Raw genomic sequence first — 18,382 nt, forward strand, 5'->3', positions numbered from 1 at the left:
CGGACCGACCGCGTTTCCTGGATGAAACAGACATTTCAGCGGTGGGCCCCCGGACCGACGCGCCCCACACAGGTGAGGACTGCAGACACAAGATGAGTCAGGCCCGAGACCATGGCGGACACTGGCCGATACGGTCGTTCAGACAAGCCGTCGCGCAACTGGCCGCGGGGGCACCCGTCCTGCCCGTGCTGATCGTCTCCGTGATCGTGCTCGCCGACCTGGCCGGCGGAGCGGGGATCACCTGGCTGCCGATGCTCGCGGCCGGGCCCGCCCTGGCCGCCACCACCAACGGCCCGCGCGGCGTCCTGTGCGTCGGCCTCCTCGCCGCGGTGCTGGGCTTCACGCTCGGCACCCGCAACGGTGTACCGGACAGCGAGCTGGCGGCCGTACTGTCCGCCCTGGCGGCCGTCACCCTGGCGAGCGGACTGGCCAGTGCGCTGCGCGGACGCCGCGAACGGGTGCTCGCCGCCGTCCGCTCGGTCGCGGAGACCGCCCAGCATGCGCTGCTCGCGCCCGTCCCGGCGACCGTCGGCCCGTTCCAGGTGGCCGTCCGCTACAGCGCCGCCGCGGCCGAGGCCCGTATCGGCGGCGACCTCTATGCGCTGATTCCCACCCCGTACGGGGTACGGCTGATCGTCGGCGACGTGCGGGGCAAGGGGCTGCCGGCGGTGGGAACCGCCGCGCTGGTGCTCGGAATCTTCCGGGAGGCCGCCTACGACGAGCCCGATCTCCTGGCCGTCGTCGACAGGATCGAGCGGAGCCTCGCGCGCAACCTCGGCAGCGACGACTTCGTCACGGCCGTGGTTGCCGGATACCCGAGGGCCGGGCTGCTGGAGGTGGTGAACTGCGGTCACGCGCCACCGCTGCTGGTGCGCGGGGACGGCAGCGTCGCGGCGGTGGAGTCCGCGCATCCGGCTCCGCCGCTCGGGCTGCGTGGGCTCACCGGTCACACCCCCGGCCTCCAGGTGCTGCCCTTCGCTGAACGGGAGCAACTGCTGCTCTACACCGACGGCGTCACCGAGGCCCGCGACCGCGGCCGGGCGTTCTATCCGCTCGACGAGGGTCTGGCGCGTCATGTGTCCGACGACCCGGCCCGCACCCTCGGGGCGCTCCATGACGAACTGCTGGCGCATGTCGGCGGCCGTCTCCACGACGACGCGGCGCTGCTCCTGATCCGTAAACCGGCCCTCAGCGAGACTGCGTGCGACGCGGAGCCCGGCGGCAGGGACCTGGCCTCCGAAGCTGCGTGAGCAGTGCCGGTTTCACCGTGCCGCGGTTCGGCCGGCAGCCGGTTCTCGCCACGCCTCGGCGGCCGTGAGCGGAACCAGGACCGGTGGCAGGGCCGAGGTCGTCAGTTCGATGCGGCGTCCCTCGGCCGCCGAGCGGAGCAGGGTGGTCATCGTCTCCAGCACGTGCAGGGCGAGATCGCCGCTCGCGCGAGGCGGCCGCCGCCCGTCGGCGGTGATGAAGTCGAGCAGGCCCAGGCCGCGCGCGCCGTCGGCGTAACCCGCCGACGGCGGGAGTGTGCGCCACTGGGTGCCGCCGAGTGCGAGGAGCCGCACCTCGCCCTCGAAGTGGTTGGGATCCGGCACCGTGAGCGTGCCGGTCTCGCCGTGGACCTCGATCGGGGCGGCCGTGGTGGCCACGCCGTCGAAGCTGGTCGTGATCGTGGTCAGGGCACCGCCCACGTGCTCGAGGACACCGGAGACATGACTGTCCACCTCGACCGGAATCCGCTCGCCCGCGCGCGGGCCGGAGCCGATCACGCGCTCGCCGCGCAGCCGGCCGGCCGCCCCGATCACGGCACGCACCGGACCCAGCAGATGGACCAGGGACGCGAGGTAGTACGGCCCCATGTCGAGCAGGGGGCCGCCCCCGGCGGTGTAGTAGAAGTCGGGGTGGGGATGCCAGCGCTCGTGTCCGGGAGTGACCATGACGGCCGAGGCGAACTGGGGGCGCCCGATGCTCCCCGCCTCCACGGCCGCCCGCGCCGTCTGCACTCCGGTACCCAGGACGGTGTCCGGCGCGCATCCCACACCGACTCCCGCCTTCTCGGCGGCTGCCATGACGGCCTGGGCCTCGGCGAGGGTGGCGGCCAGCGGCTTCTCCCCGTAGACGTTCTTGCCGTGGGCGATGGCGCCCAGGGCTATCTCGGCGTGGGCGGCGGGGACGGTCAGATTCAGCACCGTGTCCACCTCCGGGCTGCTCAGCAACTCCTCGACGGTCAGCGCCCGGGCGTCGGGCAGCTCGGCGGCGACCGTGGCGGACCGCGCGGCGTCGAGGTCGGCGACCGCGGTGACCTGTACGGCGGGATGGCCGAGGAGCGTGTCCAGATAGGCGCGGGAGATGACGCCGAGACCTACGACGCCGATGCGGTGCGCGTCGCCCACAGCATGCCCCTCTCGATGACGGTGCGGACGTTCGGGTTCTCCAGGACGTCCAGGCTGTGCCCCGGTGTCGTCACCACGATCCGCCCGGCTCCCCACTGCCGCGTCCAGATCGCCGGTGAGATGACGGGCCGCTGCCAGGGCTGCCAGGGCCGGGCGGGGTGCGTGGTGGTGGCCAGGACGTCGATCAGATCGTCGTGGAGCACCCAGTACTGCTCGGTGCACAGCTCGAAGTCGTCGAGCCCCTTGGTGACGGGGTGCTCACGCCCGAGCTCGGTGAGGCCGATGGTGTGCGGCAGGAAGTTGTCCTCCGCCTCACCCCGGCGCTCGCACGGCTCCTTGCCGGGGTGGCACGCGAACTGGCCCCCCACCAGCTGGAGATAGTCGGAGGAGGCGCGGAAGGAGTCGGCGATACCGCCGTGCCAGCCGGTGAAACCGGTGCCGGCCGCGACGGCCGCGCTCAGTCCCGACACCTGCTCGGCGCTGATCTCCGACATCGAGACGCACTGCACCACCAGGTCGGTGCGCGCCATCTCGGCGGCATCCGCGTAGACGTCGGTCGACTCCTCGACCCGGACCGTGAAACCGCTGCTTTCGAGGAAGGGCAGGAACAACTCCGTGGCCTGGACCGGCCGGTGCCCCTCCCATCCGCCTCGGACCACCAGGGCTTTCTTCGGCTGCATCGTGTTCCTTCACCCCGTCGTACGGAGTCCTCACTATGCGCCAGTCACCCGCGCCCGGCAACGGGCTGCCGGATGCGCGAAAGTTTCGCCCCCGCCGAGCCCCCGACCGCGGGAACCCGCCAACTTACGGGCGCCCCCTACGTCTTCCCCTCCGAGTCAGCCGGCTGCCGGGGTGCCCGAGGCGTGGGCGTCCACCAGCCAGCAGGCGGCGGTGAAGCGGACCTCCGTGCCCTGCACAAAGGGGTCGAAGGCGGCGCGGACCGTGTCGGTGACGTGTGCGCGGGTCTGCTCGTCGACCCGGCCCAGGGCCAGACCGACCGGACCGAGCCGGGTGAGGTAGTGGACCAACTCGCTCTCCGGCAGGGCACAGGACACATCGATCGGCCGGATGCCGACCTCCGCCCAGCCGCTCTCCGCCAGGATGCCGCGGACTCGGTCCGGGTCCGCGAAGGCGAACTGCCCCGGCTCGTCCGGGCGGCGGACGGGCAGGTCGGGCAGCAGCGGTGCCGCGGCGCGTTCGGCCGTCGTCATGAACGGGTTCTCCGCCGGGTCGCGCCAGGCGATGAACCGCAGCAGGGCGCCGTCCGTCGCGGCACGTCGGAGGTTCGTGAACGCCTGTACCGAATCCTTGAAGAACATGACACCGAAACGTGAGATGACGGCGTCGAAGGTGGCGGGCTCGAAGGGGTGGTCCTGGGCGTCGCCGAGGACGAAGGACGCCGGTGTGCCCTCCCGTTCGGCGCGCGCCCGGGCGGCCGCGATCACCGGTTCGGAGATGTCGACGCCCACGCTGCGGCCCGCCGGAGCGAGCCGGCGGGCGACGGCCAGCGTGACGCCGCCGGTGCCGCAGCCGACATCGAGCACTCGGCCCGCGTGTCGGGCGGCCACGGCATCGACGAGCAGGTCCTCGAAGGGCCTGAACATCTCGTCCAGCACCGTCTGCAGTTCGACCCAGGCGTTGCCGCCGGGCCCCTTCCAACGGGCCGCCTGATCGTCATCGCTCCCGCGCGCGACGTTCATGATCGCCTCCTCCGCTTGCCTTGGTCCGGTCGAGATGACACCGTGCCACTTCAAGTCGACTTGAGGTAAAGAGGATGACAGAGCTGGACATCGCGGAGGTGGTGCAGCGCGCCGGAGTCCCCGCTTCCACACTGCGCTTCTACGAGGAGAAGGGGCTGATCGCCGCCAGCGGCCGGCGGGGTCTGCGCCGTCAGTACGACCCGGCCGTACTGGAGCGCCTGGCGCTGATCGCGATGGGGCGCACCGCCGGGTTCTCGCTCGACGAGATCGCGCACATGTTCGCACCGGACGGGCAGCCGCGCATCGACCGCGAGGCGCTGGCGGCCAAGGCGGAGGAGCTGGACCGCACGATCCGTGAACTCGGCGTCCTGCGTGACTCCCTGCGGCATGCCGCAGCCTGCCCCGCGCCGAGCCACATGGAGTGCCCCACCTTCCGCCGCCTGCTGAGGGCGGCCGCCTCCGGCCCCTTCGCCGTACCGGGGAAGCGGGCTCCGCGCTCACCGCGGAAGCGCTGACGGATATTGCGGTGAGCGCGGAGCGACAGGGTCTCAGGCCGATTCGGCGTCGTAGTCCTGCCGGGACTGCTCGACCTTTTCGAGGTTGTCGGCGGACCATTCGGCGAGATGCGCGAAGAGCGGGGCGAGGCTGCGGCCGAGTTCGCTGATCTCGTACTCGACCCGGGGCGGGACCTCCGGGTGGTAGGTGCGCACGACGAGACCGTCACGTTCCAGCTGCCTCAGCCGCTGGGTCAGGACCTTCGGCGTGATCCTCGCGATGCGCCGCTCCAGCTCGACGAACCGCTGCCGGCCGTGCGTGTGCAGGCTCCACAGGATCGGCGTGGTCCACCGGCTGAACACGATGTCCACGACCGGACCGATCGGACAGGCGACTTCCGGATCGGTCCCGGCAGTTGCCGCCCGCATGCCCTTGACCGCCATGAGCATCCCTCCGGGATAGCCACTTTCCCCTAGGTACCTACTATACCGGCGGTGTTAGCGTCCCCGAAGCGCCCGGAGAACAGCACTCCGCGGCGTTCTCGCCCGATCGGGCATCGACAACACACCGTATGAACAGGGGAGTTGACCGTGATCGTAGTGACGGGGGCGACTGGCAACGTCGGCCGATCGCTCGTGCAGACCCTCGCAGCCGGCGGTGCTCGGGTGACCGCGACATCCCGGGCCGTCTCGGCCGCGGACGCGCCGCACGGCGTCCGCCACCGACAGGCGGACCTGACCGATCCGGAGAGCCTGAGGCCGGTGTTCGACGGCGCAGAGGCGCTGTTCCTGCAGAACGGTGGCCCCAGCGCGCACCTGCTCAGGCCGAGGGACATCCTCGACATCGCCAAGGCCGGCGGGATCGAGCGGGTCGTGCTGCTGTCCTCCCAAGGGGTCGCGACCCGGCCCGAGTCGGCCTCGCACGGGGGTGTCGCAGGCGCCGTCGAGGACGCCGTCCGGCAGTCGGGACTCGACTGGACGATCCCGCGGCCCGGCGGCTTCAACTCCAACACCTACGCCTGGTCCGAGTCCGTGCGCACCCGCCGGGTGATCGCCGCGCCGTTCGCCGACATCGGCCTGCCCACCGTCGACCCGGACGACATCGCCGAAGTCGCCGCCGCGGCACTGCGCGAGGACCGCCACGCCGGACAGACCTACGAGCTGACCGGGCCCGCCCTCACCACGCCCCGGCAACAGGCCGAGGCGATCGGTGACGCGCTCGGCGAACCGGTGCGCTTCATCGAGCAGACCCGCGACGAGGCCCGCGCACAGATGCTGCGGTTCCTGCCCGACCCCGTGGTCGACACGACGCTCGCCATCCTCGGCGAGCCCACACCGGCCGAGCAGTGCATCAGCCCCGACGTCGAGCAGGTCCTGGGCCGCCCGCCCGGCACGTTCGCCGACTGGGCGCGGAGCCATGTGGCCGCGTTCCGATAAGCCGTTGTACCTGCCCAAGTGCTGGGCGGCGGGCTCTGCCGGTTGCTCTGCGGCGAGGCCGCTCGGTCACGGCGGCGCTGACTTGCCCAAGGCCTGGGCGGGCTCGGCTGATTGCTCTGCGGCGAGGCCCGTTCGGCCGCGGTGGCGCGGTCTCAGGCGGGATGCAGGATCAGCCCGTGCCGGTGTGGGCGAGCCCCGCCTGTCGAGCAGCGCGTCAGTCCCGCTGTCGAGCAGGTTCTGGGCCGCCCGCCCCGCATGTTCGCCGACTGGGCGCACAGTCATGTGGCCGCGTTCCGATAAGCCGTTGTACCTGCCCACGTGCTGGGCGGGCTCTGCCGGTTGCTTTGCGGCGAGGCCGCTCGGTCACGGCGGCGCTGACTTGCCCAAGGCCTGGGCGGGCTCGGCTGATTGCTCTGCGGCGAGGCCCGTTCGGCCGCGGCGGCGCGGTCTCAGGCGGGATGCAGGATCAGCCCGTGCCGGTGTGGGCGAGCCCCGCCTGTCGAGCAGCGCGTCAGTCCCGCTGTCGAGCAGGTCCGGGGCCGCCCGCCCCGCATGTTCGCCGACTGGGCGCACAGTCATGTGGCCGCGTTCCGAGAGGCCGTTGTACCTGCCCACGTGCTGGGCGGCGGGCTCTGCCGGTTGCTCTGCGGCGCGGCCGCTCGGTCACGGCGGCGCTGACTTGCCCAAGGCCTGGGCGGACTCCGCCGACTGGTCCGGCGAAGCCCGCTCGGCCGCGGTGGCGCAGTCTCAGGCGGTCTGGAGCGTCAGTCCGTACCGGTTGAGGATCTCGTTGACCGGCTGGTACCAGGTCTCGCCTCCGGAGCTGCAGTTGCCCCAGCCGCCGGAGGTGACGCCCTGTGCCTGGTCGCCGCTGATGAAGGAGCCGCCGGAGTCGCCGGGCTCGGCGCACACGCTCGTCTTCGTCAGCTCATGGACGGCGCCCTGGCTGTAGTTGACCGTCTCGTTCTTGGCCAGGACGGTGCCGCAGTGCCAGTGCGAGGTGGAGCCGGAGCGGCAGATGGACGCACCGACGGGGGCTTCGGCGGAACCGCGCACGAGCTGGTCGGAGACCGTGCCCCAGCCGAGCACCACCGGCACGGTCCACCAGCCGCTGCCCACGTTGACCCAGGCGTAGTCGTTGTCCGGGAACGAGGAGCCCTGGAAGTTGCCGACATAGGAGCCGTCCCAGCCGTACACCGCGCCCGTGTGCTGGTCGCAGTGCCCGGCGGTGACGAAGCCGCCGTACACCGAGAAACCTATGGAGCAGCGGACGTTGCCGGTGTAGTACGGGTCGCCGCCCACGGTGCCGGCGGCGAAGGTCTGCGGCGCGTCGGCGGTCTGCCGCACGGTGACCGGGCCGGCCTGGCGGGCCCGGGCCAGGAAGGTCCGGACATCGTTGTCACGACGGTGTGCGGCGACGACGTTCACGACGACCTTGTTGGTCTTGGCGTCGACGTGCCAACTGCTGATGCCTGCGGGCGCGGAGAGGGCGTCGATGCGTGCCTTCGCCGCGTCCAGCTGCCGAGCGCTGTGCCGCACCAGACGTACGCTCGCGCCGGTCGCGCGCACGGCCTCGGTGTTCGCGCCGCGGGTGACGGCGACGGTCAGCTTGCCGCTTGCGGCGTCGAACCAGGAGCCGCCGTACGACGACCCGGCGGCACGCTTCGCCCTCCGTTCCACTGCCGTCGCCTTCTTCTCGGCGGCCAGACGCGCTTCGGCCTGACTTCTCGTCAGTCCCATGTCGTGCTGCATGGCAGAGAGGAGGGAGGCGGAGGCCGGGGGTTCCGTGGAGCGTGAGCGGGAGTCGGCGGCGGAGGCCGGCACGGCACTCGCGGTGGCCCAGCTGCCGAGCAGCAGGAGTGCGGACAGCGCGGTGCGCATGGCTGTTGTGCGTCTCAAGGGAGTGGTCCCTTCGTTGTTCCAGCAGGGTGGGGGTGGAACAGCAGAACGTTGAGAGCGCTCTCACTTCATGCGCGGCAGAGCCTAGCGGGGGATCGACGGGAGGTCCATACCAATTCCGCGTGTGAGGGAGACCGGATGAGTCGATCATCGCGGGGGTGGTGGCCGGCGCGAACGCCCATCGCTGCACGGGGGGTTGTCCTGACATTCCCTCGCACCTAAGGTCACCTTCGGGCGCAAGCGCTTTCTGCAACCAGGCCAGGCATGGCGACCACCCCCACACTGCGCCCCGAGGAGTGCGCATGAGCATTCGCGTCAGTCACGCGTACGGCGACCACATCGCGGTCGCGGCGCCGGACGGCACCGAGATCCTCCGCTACGTCTACCGTCCCGACCCCGATGCCTTCGAGGCGCGCAAGCCCTACGCGCACCCGGTGCGCACCCTCGCCGGACGCACCGTGACCGGCTACCGCCCCAGCGACCACCGCTGGCACAAGGGCCTGCAGATGACGGCAAGTCACCTCTCGGGGCAGAACTTCTGGGGCGGCAACTGCTATGTCCACGGCCGCGGTTATCTGCCGCTGCCCGACCGCATCGGCTCGATGCGCCACGACGGCTTCCCCGCGTTCACGGTCGAGGACGGCCGGCTCGCCTTCACCGAGGCCCTCACCTGGGTGGAGAACGGCGGCGCCGAGTGGGCGCGCGAGGAGCGCGGGCTCACCGTCCACTCCGTCGACCAGGAGGCCGGCGCCTGGGCCCTGGACTGGTCGATCCACCTCACCAACCTCCGCGAGGAGCCCCTGGCCTTCGGCTCGCCCACCACCGAGGGCCGCGAGATGGCCGGCTACACCGGACTGCAGTGGCGCGGCCCCCGCGACTTCACCGGCGGCACCGCCTTCGGCCCCGACGTCGACGGGGGAGCGGGCACGGACGCGAGCAAGCTGATGGGCACCCAGGGCCCCTGGCTGGCCTTCACCACCGAGCACGACGACGTCGACGCGCACTCCACGCTCGTGTTCGCCCATGCCCCCGAGAACCTCGACGCGCAGTCCGCGATCCACGACTCGCACTGGTTCGTGCGCTCGGAACCGATCCCCACGGTCGCGTTCTCCTGGGCGTTCTTCGAGGAGTTCGAGCTGCCGCCCGGCGAGTCCTTCGCCTACCGCTATCGGCTTGTCGTCGCCGACGGCGCCTGGGACCGCGACCGCGTCGCCGGCCACCTGGAGGGTCTGGCGTGGTGACCGTCCGGCCCTGAGAGCAAGCAGCTGCGAGGAAAGAGGTGACCTCGGCATGCCCGGACACAGGACAAAGGGGTTCTGCGCGGCGGCCGCCGCACTCGTGCTCAGTGCGGTGCTGGCCGGCTGCGGGGGATCGGGGGAGTCGACCGGCGGTGGCAAGGTCGTGCTGCGCTACACGTGGTGGGGCAACCCCGACCGCGCGGCACGCACCGAGCAGGCCGTCGCCCTGTTCGAGAAGCAGCATCCGAACGTGCGGGTCCAGACGTCGTTCTCCGGCTACGACGCCTACAAGCAGAAGCTGGCCATCCAGGCCACCGGTGGCGACGCACCCGATGTGATGCAGCTCGACTACCGCCAGATCGACCAGTACGCCACCGGCCATGTCCTGCTCGACCTCGGCAAGGTCAGCGACGTCCTGCGAACGGCGGAGATCGACCCGGGTCTGCTGGCCACCGGCCGGGTGAACGGCGCCCAGTACGCCATCCCGCAGGGCCGCGGCACCGAGACCGTCGTCTACGACGTGAAGGCCTGGAAGGCGTCCGGGGTGCCCCTCCCGCGCAAGGGCTGGACCTGGAACCAATGGGCCGACGCCATGAGGCAGTTGGCCAAGAGGACCGGCGGGCCCGGCTCCACCGACCCGGGCCAGAGCGAGGACGCCTTCGAGGTGTGGCTGCGCGGCCAGGGCAAGGCCCTGTACACCAAGGCCGGCGGCCTCGGCTTCACGGCCGGCGACCTCGCCCGCTGGTGGACCTTCACCGACCGGCTCCGCCGGGAGGGCGCCGTCTCCCCGGCCGAGCAGACCACGCAGCTCGACGGCTCCGTCGAGAACACCCCGCTCGGCCGCGGCAAGGCCACCGCCGACTTCAACTGGGACGCCCCGTCGAGCGGTTACCTCGCGCTCGTCAAGGGCGGCGTCGCGCTCGCACCGATGCCCTCGGGGGAGGACGGCACGCCCGGCCAGTACTTCAAGCCCTCCATGTTCCTCGGCATAGGAGCCCACACCGGGCACCGCGAGGAGGCCGCCGCACTCGTCGAGTTCCTCCTCAACGACCCGCAGGCGGCGAAGATCCTCGGCGCGACCCGCGGCATCCCCATCAACGAGACCATCCGCGAGCAGACGGCCTCACAGCTCAAGGACTTCGACAAGACGGTCGCCGGCTTCCAGTCCTCCCTGGAGGGCTCCCTCAAGGACCCGCCGCAGGCTCCGCCCTCCGGTGACAACGCCCTGCAGACCACCTTCCAGCGCGACTACGACCAGGTGTCGTACGAGCGCATGTCGCCGCGCCGGGCGGCCGAGAACTATGTCACCGAGGCGAAGGCGGAGCTGAGGTCATGACCACCACCGACATTCCCGCACCCACCGCACGCCCGCCCCGGCCCGCGCCCCCTGCCGGGCGTCGCCCCGCACGCGAACGCGAGGGCGCCGCCTGGGTGTTCCTGTCCCCGTGGGTGCTCGGCGCGAGTGTCCTGACGGTGCTGCCGATGGCCGTGTCGCTGTATCTCTCCTTCACCGACTACGACCTGTTCAACCCGCCGCACTGGGTGGGCCTGCGCAACTACACGCAGATGTTCACCGAGGACCCGCGGTACTGGCGTTCCGTCGTGACGACCCTGACGTACGTCGTGATCGCGGTACCCCTGCAACTGGCGCTCGCCCTCGTGGTCGCGCTCGCCCTGAAGACCATGAAACGTGGCAAGGGCTTCTACCGCTCCGCCTTCTACGCCCCCTCCCTCCTCGGCGCGTCCATGTCCGTCGCCCTCGTCTGGCGCGCGGTCTTCAACGACGGCGGCACCGTGGACCACCTCTTCGGCACTGGCGGCTGGGTCGACAAACCCGGCTGGGCGCTGGTCGCCGTAGCGCTGCTGACGGTGTGGCAGTTCGGTGCGCCGATGGTCATCTTCCTGGCCGGGCTGCAGCAGATACCGGCCGAGCTGTACGAGGCGGCGGCCGTGGACGGGGCGGGCAGGTGGCGGCAGTTCCGGTCCGTCACCGTGCCGATGCTGTCCCCGGTGCTCTTCTTCAACCTGGTGCTGCAGACCATCCAGGCGTTCCAGGTGTTCACCCCCGCCTTCGCGGTCAGTGGCGGCAAGGGCGGTCCCGCGGACTCGACCCTCGTCTACACCCTCTACCTTTACGACCGCGGCTTCGTCGCCTCCCACATGGGCTACGCCTCCGCCATGGCCTGGGTGCTGCTGCTCGTCATCGGCGCCGTCACCGCGGTGCTGTTCCGCACCTCGCGCTCCTGGGTCTTCTACGCCTCCGAGGGGGAGCGATGACCACAACCGCCGTAGTCCGAAGGCCCGTTCGCTGGGGCCGCGTCGCCGTGCACCTCGGCTGTCTCGCCGCACTGCTGGTCATGCTCTATCCGCTGGCCTGGCTGCTCGCCACCTCGCTGAAACCGGCCGACGAAGTGATCGCGAGCCTCAACCTCCTGCCCAGCCATCTGGAGTGGTCGAACTACAAGACCGCCCTGGACGGCGTGAACGACGTGTCGATCTGGAGGCTGCTCGGCAACTCGCTGCTGATCGCGGGCGGGGCGGTCGTCGGCAACGTCATCAGCTGCTCCCTTGCGGCCTATGCCTTCGCCCGGCTGCGTTTCCGCTTCCGCGGCCCGATGTTCGCCTTCATGATCGCGACGATCATGCTGCCGCACCATGCGGTGCTGATCCCGCAGTACATCATCTTCAACAAGCTCGGCATGGTGAACACCTACTGGCCGCTGATCCTGCCGAAGTTCCTCGCCACCGAGGCGTTCTTCGTCTTCCTGATCGTGCAGTTCATGCGCGGACTGCCGAGGGAGCTGGAGGAGGCGGCGCGCATCGACGGCTGCGGACCGTTCCGCAGCTTCTTCCAGGTCATCCTGCCGCTCACCCGACCGGCGTTGATCACCACGGCGATCTTCACGTTCATCTGGACGTGGAACGACTTCTTCACCCAGCTGATCTACCTCTTCGACCCGGACAAGTTCACGCTCACCCTCGCGCTGCGCTCGTTCGTGGACGCCTCCAGTCAGTCGGCGTTCGGCCCGATGTTCGCGATGTCGGTGATCGCGCTGCTGCCGATCGTGCTCTTCTTCCTCGCCTTCCAGCGGTTCCTGGTGGAGGGCATGGCCAGCTCCGGACTGAAGGGGTGAGCGGGATGAGCGACACGCGCACGCGGGAGCCGGGCGAGGTCTTCGGACCGCGCATGACCCTCTTCGCCGACATGCTGAGCGTCGGCCTCGCCACGGCCGCGGCCTGTCTGCCGCTGCTGACCGCCCCGGCCGCGCTGTCGACGGCCTGCGCGGTCCTGCGTGGCGCGCGGGAGGACCAACCGGTCACCGCCGGCCGCTACTTCGCCCTGCTGCTGCGGCGCCTACGGGTGGGCGACCTGGTCGCAGGTGCCGCCGCCCTGGCGGGTGCGCTGCTGTTCGCCGCGGACCTGGCGCTGGCGGGGGCGGGACTGCCGGGGGCGCCGCTGTTCGCGGTGACCGCCGCCGCGATCGGCGCCTGCGCCACCGTGGCCGCCCTCAGGGCCTGCGCCCGCCCCGAGTCCCTCGACGACTGGTCGGCCGCCGTGCGCGAGGCCGCCAGGGACGCGGTACGGGACATGGGCGGCAGCGGCCTGGTGCTCCTGGCGGTGGCGACGGCTGCCGTGTGCGCGTGGGTGCTGGTGCCGCTGGCGTTCCTGGCGCCGGGGCCGCTGGCCTTGGCGCTCACGGCCGTCGACGTGCGGTGGGCCGCCGCCCGTGCCTGATCCGGTCGGCGTCAGCCGTCACTGCTGTGGACGTACGGAGAGCGCCTCGGGCCGGCGCTGGGAGGGGATCGCCGGTGCCGGGCGGGTGATGCCGGACAGGTCGCGTGCGGCCATGCTGTTGCGGTCGGTGACCGAGCGGCCGAGGGCGTGGTGCGGCCACAGCCCCGCGGCCACCCGGCGGCTGCGCTCGGTCCATTCACGGGCCGCGGCGCTGCTCGCCTTGTAGTGGTTCACGGCGTACCCGCCCGAGTGGATCCGCAGCAGACAGAACCCGCCGGGATAGTCCTTGACCGCGCTGACCTCCTGCATCGTGACGTGCGGAGCCTGCGGCAGCACCGTGCGCTTGTTGCGGTGGGTGTGGCCCGCGTGATGGAGGAAGACGCCCGGTGCGCTCGCATAGGCGTCGAGGATGGAGCGGGCCTGACGGCGGCCGAGGCGCTGCCCGCCGGTCACCGGGAAGACGGAGTCCCGCACGGCCAGCGGATGATGTCCGAACACCACCGTGGGCTGGTCCCCGTTCTCCTTCAACCGGGCCCGGAACCATGCCAGTTGTTCCGCGCCGAGGCCACCCGAGTCGGCGCCGTTGCCGTCCTTCTCGTAGGTGTCGAGTCCGACGATCCGCAGTCCGCCGAGGTCGCGCGCGAAGTACGCGGGCCCGTCGCCGTCGAGGAAGCCGTCCCGGAAGGAGTCCCCGCAACCGCCGTCACATGAGCGGCAGTTGCCGTGCCCGGGCCGGTCGTGGTTGCCGCGTACGACGAAGTAGTCCTCACCGTGGGCGCCGAAACCGTCCAGGATCTGCTTGGCCTCGGCCAGGTCCTCGGCCGCCCCGCCGGCGGAGATGTCCCCGGCCGCCAGCAGCACGTCCGCCCCGCGCCGGCGGGCTTCCTCGACCACGGCCCGGCTCATGATCTCGGGATACGGCGCGCGGCCGTGTTCCTGCGTGATCCCGCGCATCAGGGGCATGCCGGTGACCAGGCCGGCGGTGGTCTCGCCCAGGTGCAGGTCGTTGCAGAGCGCGATCGACAGCAGGTGCCGCCCCGGCGGCGGCTGCGGCGTGGTGAAGGAGTACGGGCCTCCGGCCGAGCCCAGCCCGTGGCGGTTGGTGCCGACGGCGTTGCCGCGTACGAGATGCAGCGGCGTCGGCGTCGCGGCCACGCCCCGTGAGCGGGCCTGGTAGTAGTACGTCTGCCCGGGCTCCAGGTCCGTGAGCTCCACGTAGTGGTGCGCCCCCGGGCCGTCCTCCGCCGCGACGCGGGTGAGGCGCCCGGGATGGGTGCCGTAGACGACCTCGCCCTCGGTGACCGCGGGGAGCATGTGCCCGAAGCCGTCGTCGGTGCCGGGGACGCCGGTGTACCAGGTGATGACCGCCCGGTCCTCGGTCAGGGTGACCAGTTCCAGATGGACGGCGGCCAGGCCGTCGCGGTGGCTGTGCCTGTTCCTGCCCGCGGGGCCGCGCAGGGCATCGGCGGCGGCCCGCAGCAGGGCAGGGGTGAGAAGGGCGCCGGAACGCAGGATCTGACAGGGGTCGGGCACGGCCGAGAGAGCGGCGAGGGGAGCGGACAGGCAGCAGCGCATGCCCCAGTGTGCGCGCCCGCGGTGAACGGTGGCAGTGATGTGGATGCCGGGGCAGGGGCCGGAGGGCGACAAATCCCAGGTCGGCCCGCCTGCGACCGGTCCGGGTGAGAATGCTCACCTCATGATGATCAGCGTGGTTCACCCCTATATGTTCCGAAGTACCACCGGTTGCCCTCGGGGTCGCAGGCGGCGAAGTCGCGGGAGCCGTAGTCGGTGACGTGCAGATCCGTGGTGATCTCGGCGCCGGCGGCCTTGGCACGGGCGTGCACGGCGTCCGGATCGGCGGTGACGACGTAGGCACTGAAGGCACCGGGCGGCGTCGGACCGCTGCCGGGCTCCTTTTCCTCGCGCACGGAGCCCAGCATGACGCCGCCGCCCTCGGGCCAGCTGAGCTGGGCGTGCTGGACCAGGTCGCCCTCTGCGTGGACCACGGTCTCCTCGAAGCCGAAGGCCTCCACGAGGAAGCGGATCAGCGCGCGGGCGTCGTGGGCGCGCAGGGTGGGCCAGACCTGCGGGGCGGGCGGCTGCTTGGCGTTGTCGGGCGTACTGGTCGTCATGGTGACGCGCCTCCGTTTCGCGGGAACCGGGAGCCTGCCGGGAGTGCCCGGCCGCTCTCACCAGGGTCACGCGGGCGGATGGTGCCCGGATTGGATGTTTCGGAACTCCTGAGCCAGCCAGGCGCTCGGTGTGCAGCCCGCCAGGGCGGCGAACTCGCGGTCGAGATGGGACTGGTCCGCATAGCCGCAGTCGGCGGCCAGCCCCGCGAGATCGGGCACGCCCATGGGGGTCCCCCCGCTCGAGCGGAGCCGAGAGTGGGGGAGGGCCGCCAGGCGGCGTCGGGCCAGGTCGAAGCGGATGACCCGGGCGGCCGCCTTGGGGGTGAGCCCGATGTCGGCGCGGAAGCGGTTGCGCAGGTGCCGCTCGCTGAAGCCGGTGTCGGCGGCCAGCTGGTCGATGCGCAGGCCACCTCCGGCGGACAGCAGCCGCTGCCAGGCCTCCGCCACCGGGGAGGTGAGCGTCCCCGTGCCGTCGTGCCGGGACATGCGGTGCAGCAGCCAGTCGTCGACGACGGCGAACCGGGCGGCCCAGTCCGGAGCCTCCCGCACCCTGTCGTGGACCTCGCGCACGCCCGCGCCCAGCACCTCGTCGGCGTGCACGTCGGTCCCGGCCAGCTCTCCCGCGGGCAGCCCCAGCAGGACGCGGGCGCCGAGCGGGCTGATGGCGATCTGGATGCCGGACTGCCGCCCGGGGATGTCGATCAGCGCGGGCGTCAGGTGCAGGCCGCCCAGCAGGGTGGGGTAGTCGCCGGGGGCGGCGCCCGGATCGGGATGGGCGGCCATGCTGAGCGGCTCGTCCAGGGTGATGATCAGGGTCAGCCACGGGGAGGGCAGCCCCCGGTGCCGGCCGTGCGGGATGCCGCGCTGACGGTAGCCGGAGTACCAGCCGACCAGCCCGCGCAGCGGCCGCGCAGGCACCGCCCGCACGGCCTCGTCCACCAGCTCACCCATGCGGTCATTGTCCTGCGCCGGGCATGGACGGCGCTACGGAAGGCCCCACGCCGCACCGGGCTCGCTCACGGCCACGGGAGCGATGACGAGATCGGGCCGTTCCCCCGTGTACAGCAGGACCTCGCGGCCCTTGGGGAGGTCGACGGCGAGGGTGCCGTCGGAGGCGGTGCGGGTGTGCGCCGGGCTGCCGTCGTCGAGGACGGCGGTCAGCCGGCCCTCAGGCAGCCCGTGGCGCAGTTCCAGCGGCTCGCCCGCCAGGCTGCGCACGCGCACGAAGCGGGTGACCCCCTTGGTGCGGACCGCGCTGACCAGGAAGGCGCCCTGGGTGCGGAAGTCGTGCAGGGTCACGTCCGGCCAGGAGGACGGGACGGCGGGGAAGACCCGGACGACGCCGCCCCAGCTCTGGCAGAGCATGTCGTGCAGGGACTGCGAGGCCGACAGCGGTGTCTCGATGACCGGACCGGCCTCGGTGTAGTGGGTGTTGGCCCGGCACGGGTAGCGCGTGGTGGGGTCGAAGAACTTCTTCAGATACGTCAGCGCCGTGTCGCCGCGGCCCATCATCGCGTACATCGACGCGGCGCCCGTGTAGCTGTAACCGCGGTGCGCACCGGTCAGCGCGTGCCAGCGCACCACCGTCTTCTCGATCAGCTCCCGCTGGTCGGGCTGGTCCCAGTTCACGAGGTAGAGCGGATACACCATCAGCAGGTGCGAGTAGTGGCGGTGGGACTGGGCGTACGGGGTCTCCGCGCCGATCATGAAGCCGTTCTCGTCGACCGGATACGGGGTCAGTCTGGCCAGTATCTCCTGCCAGCGCTCCTTCAGCGGGTCGTCGATCCCGAGCCGTGCGGTGGCGTCCAGAAGCGTGGCGCAGCCCCAACGGATCAGCGCCAGGTCGTAGTTGGTGTCCCGTGGCGGGACCACCGGGTACTCCGGCGAGAGTGTCGAGGGCAGGTGGAGCCTGCCGTCGTCGCCGGGCTGGAGGAAGTGCCAGTAGTAGTTGACGGTGCGGCGCAGCAGCGGGTGGATCGTGTCGCGCAGCAGGGCCTCGTCCATGGTGTGCCGGTAGCTCAGCCACGCGTTGTGCAGCGCCCAGGTCAGGTCGCCCACTTCGGCGCCGGTGCCGGGCGTGCCGACGCTGCGGTTCGCGAACATGTCGGAGCTGCGGCCGACGCCGGCGCTGTCCGGGCGATAGGCGGAGGGCACATTGGCGGTCAGCTGCTCCTGGCTCTGCCTCAACGTGCTGACGAGGGAGTCGAGTTCGAGGTGGTTGGAGCCGTGGATGAGCCAGTACTCGAGCTGGACGTTGAGGTTCCACCACACGGCGGGCCAGGGCGTCGGTTCCAGCCACGGCCCGGAGGTGGCCATCACGGGGCCGCCCGCGCGGCTCGCCGACGCGACCTTGTACAGCTGGATCCAGTGGAAGCTCTGCAGCCGCTGGTCGGGGATCGAGACGAAGCTCTTGCGGTAGAAGGCGTGCCACCAACGGGTGTGCTGCGAGCGGAGCTCGCCGTAGGAACCGGCGCGCTGGATCTTCCTGAGCGAGACCTCACCGGCGCGGGTGTCGGAGGGGTGGCTGTGGGCCACGCTGAGCAGGAGGGTGTCGCCCGAGCGGCGGTGGGCCGTCGCGGTCTGGCCGCCGCCGGCGAGCGGCTGAAGGACCTGTTCGACGTCGCCGGTGGTCCGTGTGGTCCAGGGCGGGTTGGCGACGTATCCCGCCGGGGGCGCCTCCTGGACCTTGCGGGGGCTGATGGCCTCCTCGGGGTGGAAGGTCCAGCGGACCTGCTCCTCGCCGGCGGCCGTCACGCGTGCGGCGAGGATCCCGTCGTGGATGAGTGCGGAGAGCGTCAGGGTGCCCTTGTCGGTGGTGACCGTGCCGGTGAGCTCGGCGTTCCACAGGCTCAGTCGCCAGTCGACGGAGGTGATGGTGCCGGCCGGATCGAGGGTGAGGTGCCCCACGGGCAGCCGGGCGGTACCCCAGCCGCTGCCGAACTCGGGGCGGTGGTCCTGCACTTCGCCGTGCTGCACGGTGAAACGGATGCTGTTGGCGTCCGGTTCCCGGTACACCATGCTGCCCAGGCGCCCGTCGCCGAGGAACGGGCCCTCGTACCAGACTGTGGGCAGCCGGTGCCACACCAGATCCTGCCCCCGCAGGAAGCCGGCCCACGCGTCGTCGGAGTCCATCCGGTTGCGAAGCCGCCAGCGCGCGCCGGGCGCGGAGGCCTCCGGGGGAGCGGTGGCCGCAGCGGCGGCGCCGGGTAAGGCGGCGGCCGTCGTGGCGCCGAGGGCTGAGCCGAGCACGGTTCGTCTAGAGGTCATTGCGGGGTGCCTCCACGATGCGACGGACAGTTCCTGACGGTTCGATTCATCGGATCTATATCCCGGCGAAGCGTAGGACTGGTGCACAG

17 protein-coding genes are annotated in these 18,382 nt (G+C 71.5%); 8 read left to right on the forward strand and 9 right to left on the reverse strand.

All coding sequences use genetic code 11. From position 1 onward, the window contains the following. Positions 1 to 92: 92 nt before the first annotated feature. Positions 93 to 1,250, forward strand: coding sequence for a PP2C family protein-serine/threonine phosphatase (locus ACWC1K_RS14630; RefSeq protein WP_450831356.1), 1,158 nt, complete (start codon positions 93 to 95; stop codon positions 1,248 to 1,250). A 12-nt stretch (positions 1,251 to 1,262) separates the two neighbouring features. Here ACWC1K_RS14630 and ACWC1K_RS14635 read toward each other — a convergent pair whose 3' ends face one another. The 3 genes from ACWC1K_RS14635 to ACWC1K_RS14645 all read right to left on the reverse strand — a co-directional run bounded on the left by ACWC1K_RS14635 (position 1,263) and on the right by ACWC1K_RS14645 (position 4,090). Continuing rightward, entirely contained in the window at positions 1,263 to 2,390 is a 1,128-nt protein-coding gene (locus ACWC1K_RS14635; RefSeq protein ID WP_450831358.1) for a Gfo/Idh/MocA family protein, read from the reverse strand. Further along, positions 2,360 to 3,070 (reverse strand): ThuA domain-containing protein, encoded by a 711-nt coding sequence (locus ACWC1K_RS14640; RefSeq protein ID WP_450831359.1) that lies wholly within the window; start codon positions 3,068 to 3,070, stop codon positions 2,360 to 2,362. The genes ACWC1K_RS14635 and ACWC1K_RS14640 overlap by 31 nt, the downstream gene beginning before the upstream one ends. Before the next feature lie 156 nt (positions 3,071 to 3,226). After that, positions 3,227 to 4,090 (reverse strand): class I SAM-dependent methyltransferase, encoded by an 864-nt coding sequence (locus ACWC1K_RS14645; protein WP_450831361.1) that lies wholly within the window; start codon positions 4,088 to 4,090, stop codon positions 3,227 to 3,229. A gap of 74 nt (positions 4,091 to 4,164) precedes the next feature. Here ACWC1K_RS14645 and ACWC1K_RS14650 point away from each other — a divergent pair, with 74 nt between their 5' ends. After that, positions 4,165 to 4,605, forward strand: a complete 441-nt coding sequence (locus ACWC1K_RS14650; protein ID WP_450831362.1) for a helix-turn-helix domain-containing protein — start codon at positions 4,165 to 4,167, stop codon at positions 4,603 to 4,605. Positions 4,606 to 4,638: 33 nt separating this feature from the next. On the opposite strand, the gene ACWC1K_RS14655 is transcribed toward ACWC1K_RS14650, so the two are convergent. After that, complete coding sequence (locus tag ACWC1K_RS14655; protein ID WP_450831488.1) at positions 4,639 to 5,028, reverse strand: winged helix-turn-helix transcriptional regulator; 390 nt, start codon at positions 5,026 to 5,028, stop codon at positions 4,639 to 4,641. Between the two features lie 147 nt (positions 5,029 to 5,175). On the opposite strand from ACWC1K_RS14655, the gene ACWC1K_RS14660 reads away from it, so the two are divergent. After that, entirely contained in the window at positions 5,176 to 6,021 is an 846-nt protein-coding gene (locus ACWC1K_RS14660) for an NAD(P)H-binding protein (protein ID WP_450831364.1), read from the forward strand. Between the two features lie 747 nt (positions 6,022 to 6,768). Here ACWC1K_RS14660 and ACWC1K_RS14665 read toward each other — a convergent pair. After that, positions 6,769 to 7,902 (reverse strand): S1 family peptidase, encoded by a 1,134-nt coding sequence (locus tag ACWC1K_RS14665; RefSeq protein WP_450831490.1) that lies wholly within the window; start codon positions 7,900 to 7,902, stop codon positions 6,769 to 6,771. A gap of 320 nt (positions 7,903 to 8,222) precedes the next feature. On the opposite strand from ACWC1K_RS14665, the gene ACWC1K_RS14670 reads away from it, so the two are divergent. Genes ACWC1K_RS14670 through ACWC1K_RS14690 form a run of 5 tightly spaced genes read left to right on the forward strand, consistent with a single transcriptional unit; the run spans position 8,223 to position 12,894 of the window. Next, complete coding sequence (locus ACWC1K_RS14670; protein WP_450831365.1) at positions 8,223 to 9,161, forward strand: DUF6807 domain-containing protein; 939 nt, start codon at positions 8,223 to 8,225, stop codon at positions 9,159 to 9,161. Between the two features lie 49 nt (positions 9,162 to 9,210). After that, positions 9,211 to 10,494: an ABC transporter substrate-binding protein gene (locus tag ACWC1K_RS14675; protein WP_450831367.1), complete on the forward strand. Its 1,284-nt coding sequence runs from the start codon at positions 9,211 to 9,213 to the stop codon at positions 10,492 to 10,494. Then, positions 10,491 to 11,435, forward strand: a complete 945-nt coding sequence (locus ACWC1K_RS14680; protein WP_450831369.1) for a carbohydrate ABC transporter permease — start codon at positions 10,491 to 10,493, stop codon at positions 11,433 to 11,435. Before ACWC1K_RS14675 ends, ACWC1K_RS14680 begins: the two co-directional genes overlap by 4 nt. After that, positions 11,432 to 12,292: a carbohydrate ABC transporter permease gene (locus tag ACWC1K_RS14685; RefSeq protein ID WP_450831370.1), complete on the forward strand. Its 861-nt coding sequence runs from the start codon at positions 11,432 to 11,434 to the stop codon at positions 12,290 to 12,292. The genes ACWC1K_RS14680 and ACWC1K_RS14685 overlap by 4 nt, the downstream gene beginning before the upstream one ends. Before the next feature lie 5 nt (positions 12,293 to 12,297). Continuing rightward, complete coding sequence (locus tag ACWC1K_RS14690) at positions 12,298 to 12,894, forward strand: hypothetical protein (RefSeq protein ID WP_450831372.1); 597 nt, start codon at positions 12,298 to 12,300, stop codon at positions 12,892 to 12,894. An 18-nt stretch (positions 12,895 to 12,912) separates the two neighbouring features. On the opposite strand, the gene ACWC1K_RS14695 is transcribed toward ACWC1K_RS14690, so the two are convergent. The 4 genes from ACWC1K_RS14695 to ACWC1K_RS14710 all read right to left on the reverse strand — a co-directional run bounded on the left by ACWC1K_RS14695 (position 12,913) and on the right by ACWC1K_RS14710 (position 18,293). After that, positions 12,913 to 14,469, reverse strand: a complete 1,557-nt coding sequence (locus ACWC1K_RS14695) for a metallophosphoesterase (protein ID WP_450831374.1) — start codon at positions 14,467 to 14,469, stop codon at positions 12,913 to 12,915. 128 nt (positions 14,470 to 14,597) lie between these two features. Continuing rightward, positions 14,598 to 15,026 (reverse strand): VOC family protein, encoded by a 429-nt coding sequence (locus ACWC1K_RS14700; RefSeq protein WP_450831375.1) that lies wholly within the window; start codon positions 15,024 to 15,026, stop codon positions 14,598 to 14,600. Positions 15,027 to 15,092: 66 nt separating this feature from the next. Then, the gene (locus tag ACWC1K_RS14705) at positions 15,093 to 15,977 is read right to left on the reverse strand and encodes a helix-turn-helix domain-containing protein (protein ID WP_450831377.1); all 885 of its coding nucleotides are present in this window, start codon (positions 15,975 to 15,977) and stop codon (positions 15,093 to 15,095) included. A 33-nt stretch (positions 15,978 to 16,010) separates the two neighbouring features. Further along, complete coding sequence (locus ACWC1K_RS14710; RefSeq protein WP_450831379.1) at positions 16,011 to 18,293, reverse strand: glycosyl hydrolase family 95 catalytic domain-containing protein; 2,283 nt, start codon at positions 18,291 to 18,293, stop codon at positions 16,011 to 16,013. Positions 18,294 to 18,382 lie beyond the last annotated feature (89 nt).

The organism is Streptomyces sp. NPDC001492 (assembly GCF_053597275.1).

Coding starts and splice junctions, on each gene's coding strand:
- ACWC1K_RS14630 (WP_450831356.1), top strand. CDS start 93: ATGAGTCAGGCCCGAGACCATGGCGGACACTGGCCGATACGGTCGTTC.
- ACWC1K_RS14640 (WP_450831359.1), bottom strand. CDS start 3,070: ATGCAGCCGAAGAAAGCCCTGGTGGTCCGAGGCGGATGGGAGGGGCAC.
- ACWC1K_RS14645 (WP_450831361.1), bottom strand. CDS start 4,090: ATGAACGTCGCGCGCGGGAGCGATGACGATCAGGCGGCCCGTTGGAAG.
- ACWC1K_RS14650 (WP_450831362.1), top strand. CDS start 4,165: ATGACAGAGCTGGACATCGCGGAGGTGGTGCAGCGCGCCGGAGTCCCC.
- ACWC1K_RS14655 (WP_450831488.1), bottom strand. CDS start 5,028: ATGGCGGTCAAGGGCATGCGGGCGGCAACTGCCGGGACCGATCCGGAA.
- ACWC1K_RS14665 (WP_450831490.1), bottom strand. CDS start 7,902: ATGCGCACCGCGCTGTCCGCACTCCTGCTGCTCGGCAGCTGGGCCACC.
- ACWC1K_RS14670 (WP_450831365.1), top strand. CDS start 8,223: ATGAGCATTCGCGTCAGTCACGCGTACGGCGACCACATCGCGGTCGCG.
- ACWC1K_RS14675 (WP_450831367.1), top strand. CDS start 9,211: ATGCCCGGACACAGGACAAAGGGGTTCTGCGCGGCGGCCGCCGCACTC.
- ACWC1K_RS14680 (WP_450831369.1), top strand. CDS start 10,491: ATGACCACCACCGACATTCCCGCACCCACCGCACGCCCGCCCCGGCCC.
- ACWC1K_RS14685 (WP_450831370.1), top strand. CDS start 11,432: ATGACCACAACCGCCGTAGTCCGAAGGCCCGTTCGCTGGGGCCGCGTC.
- ACWC1K_RS14690 (WP_450831372.1), top strand. CDS start 12,298: ATGAGCGACACGCGCACGCGGGAGCCGGGCGAGGTCTTCGGACCGCGC.
- ACWC1K_RS14695 (WP_450831374.1), bottom strand. CDS start 14,469: ATGCGCTGCTGCCTGTCCGCTCCCCTCGCCGCTCTCTCGGCCGTGCCC.
- ACWC1K_RS14700 (WP_450831375.1), bottom strand. CDS start 15,026: ATGACGACCAGTACGCCCGACAACGCCAAGCAGCCGCCCGCCCCGCAG.
- ACWC1K_RS14705 (WP_450831377.1), bottom strand. CDS start 15,977: ATGGGTGAGCTGGTGGACGAGGCCGTGCGGGCGGTGCCTGCGCGGCCG.
- ACWC1K_RS14710 (WP_450831379.1), bottom strand. CDS start 18,293: ATGACCTCTAGACGAACCGTGCTCGGCTCAGCCCTCGGCGCCACGACG.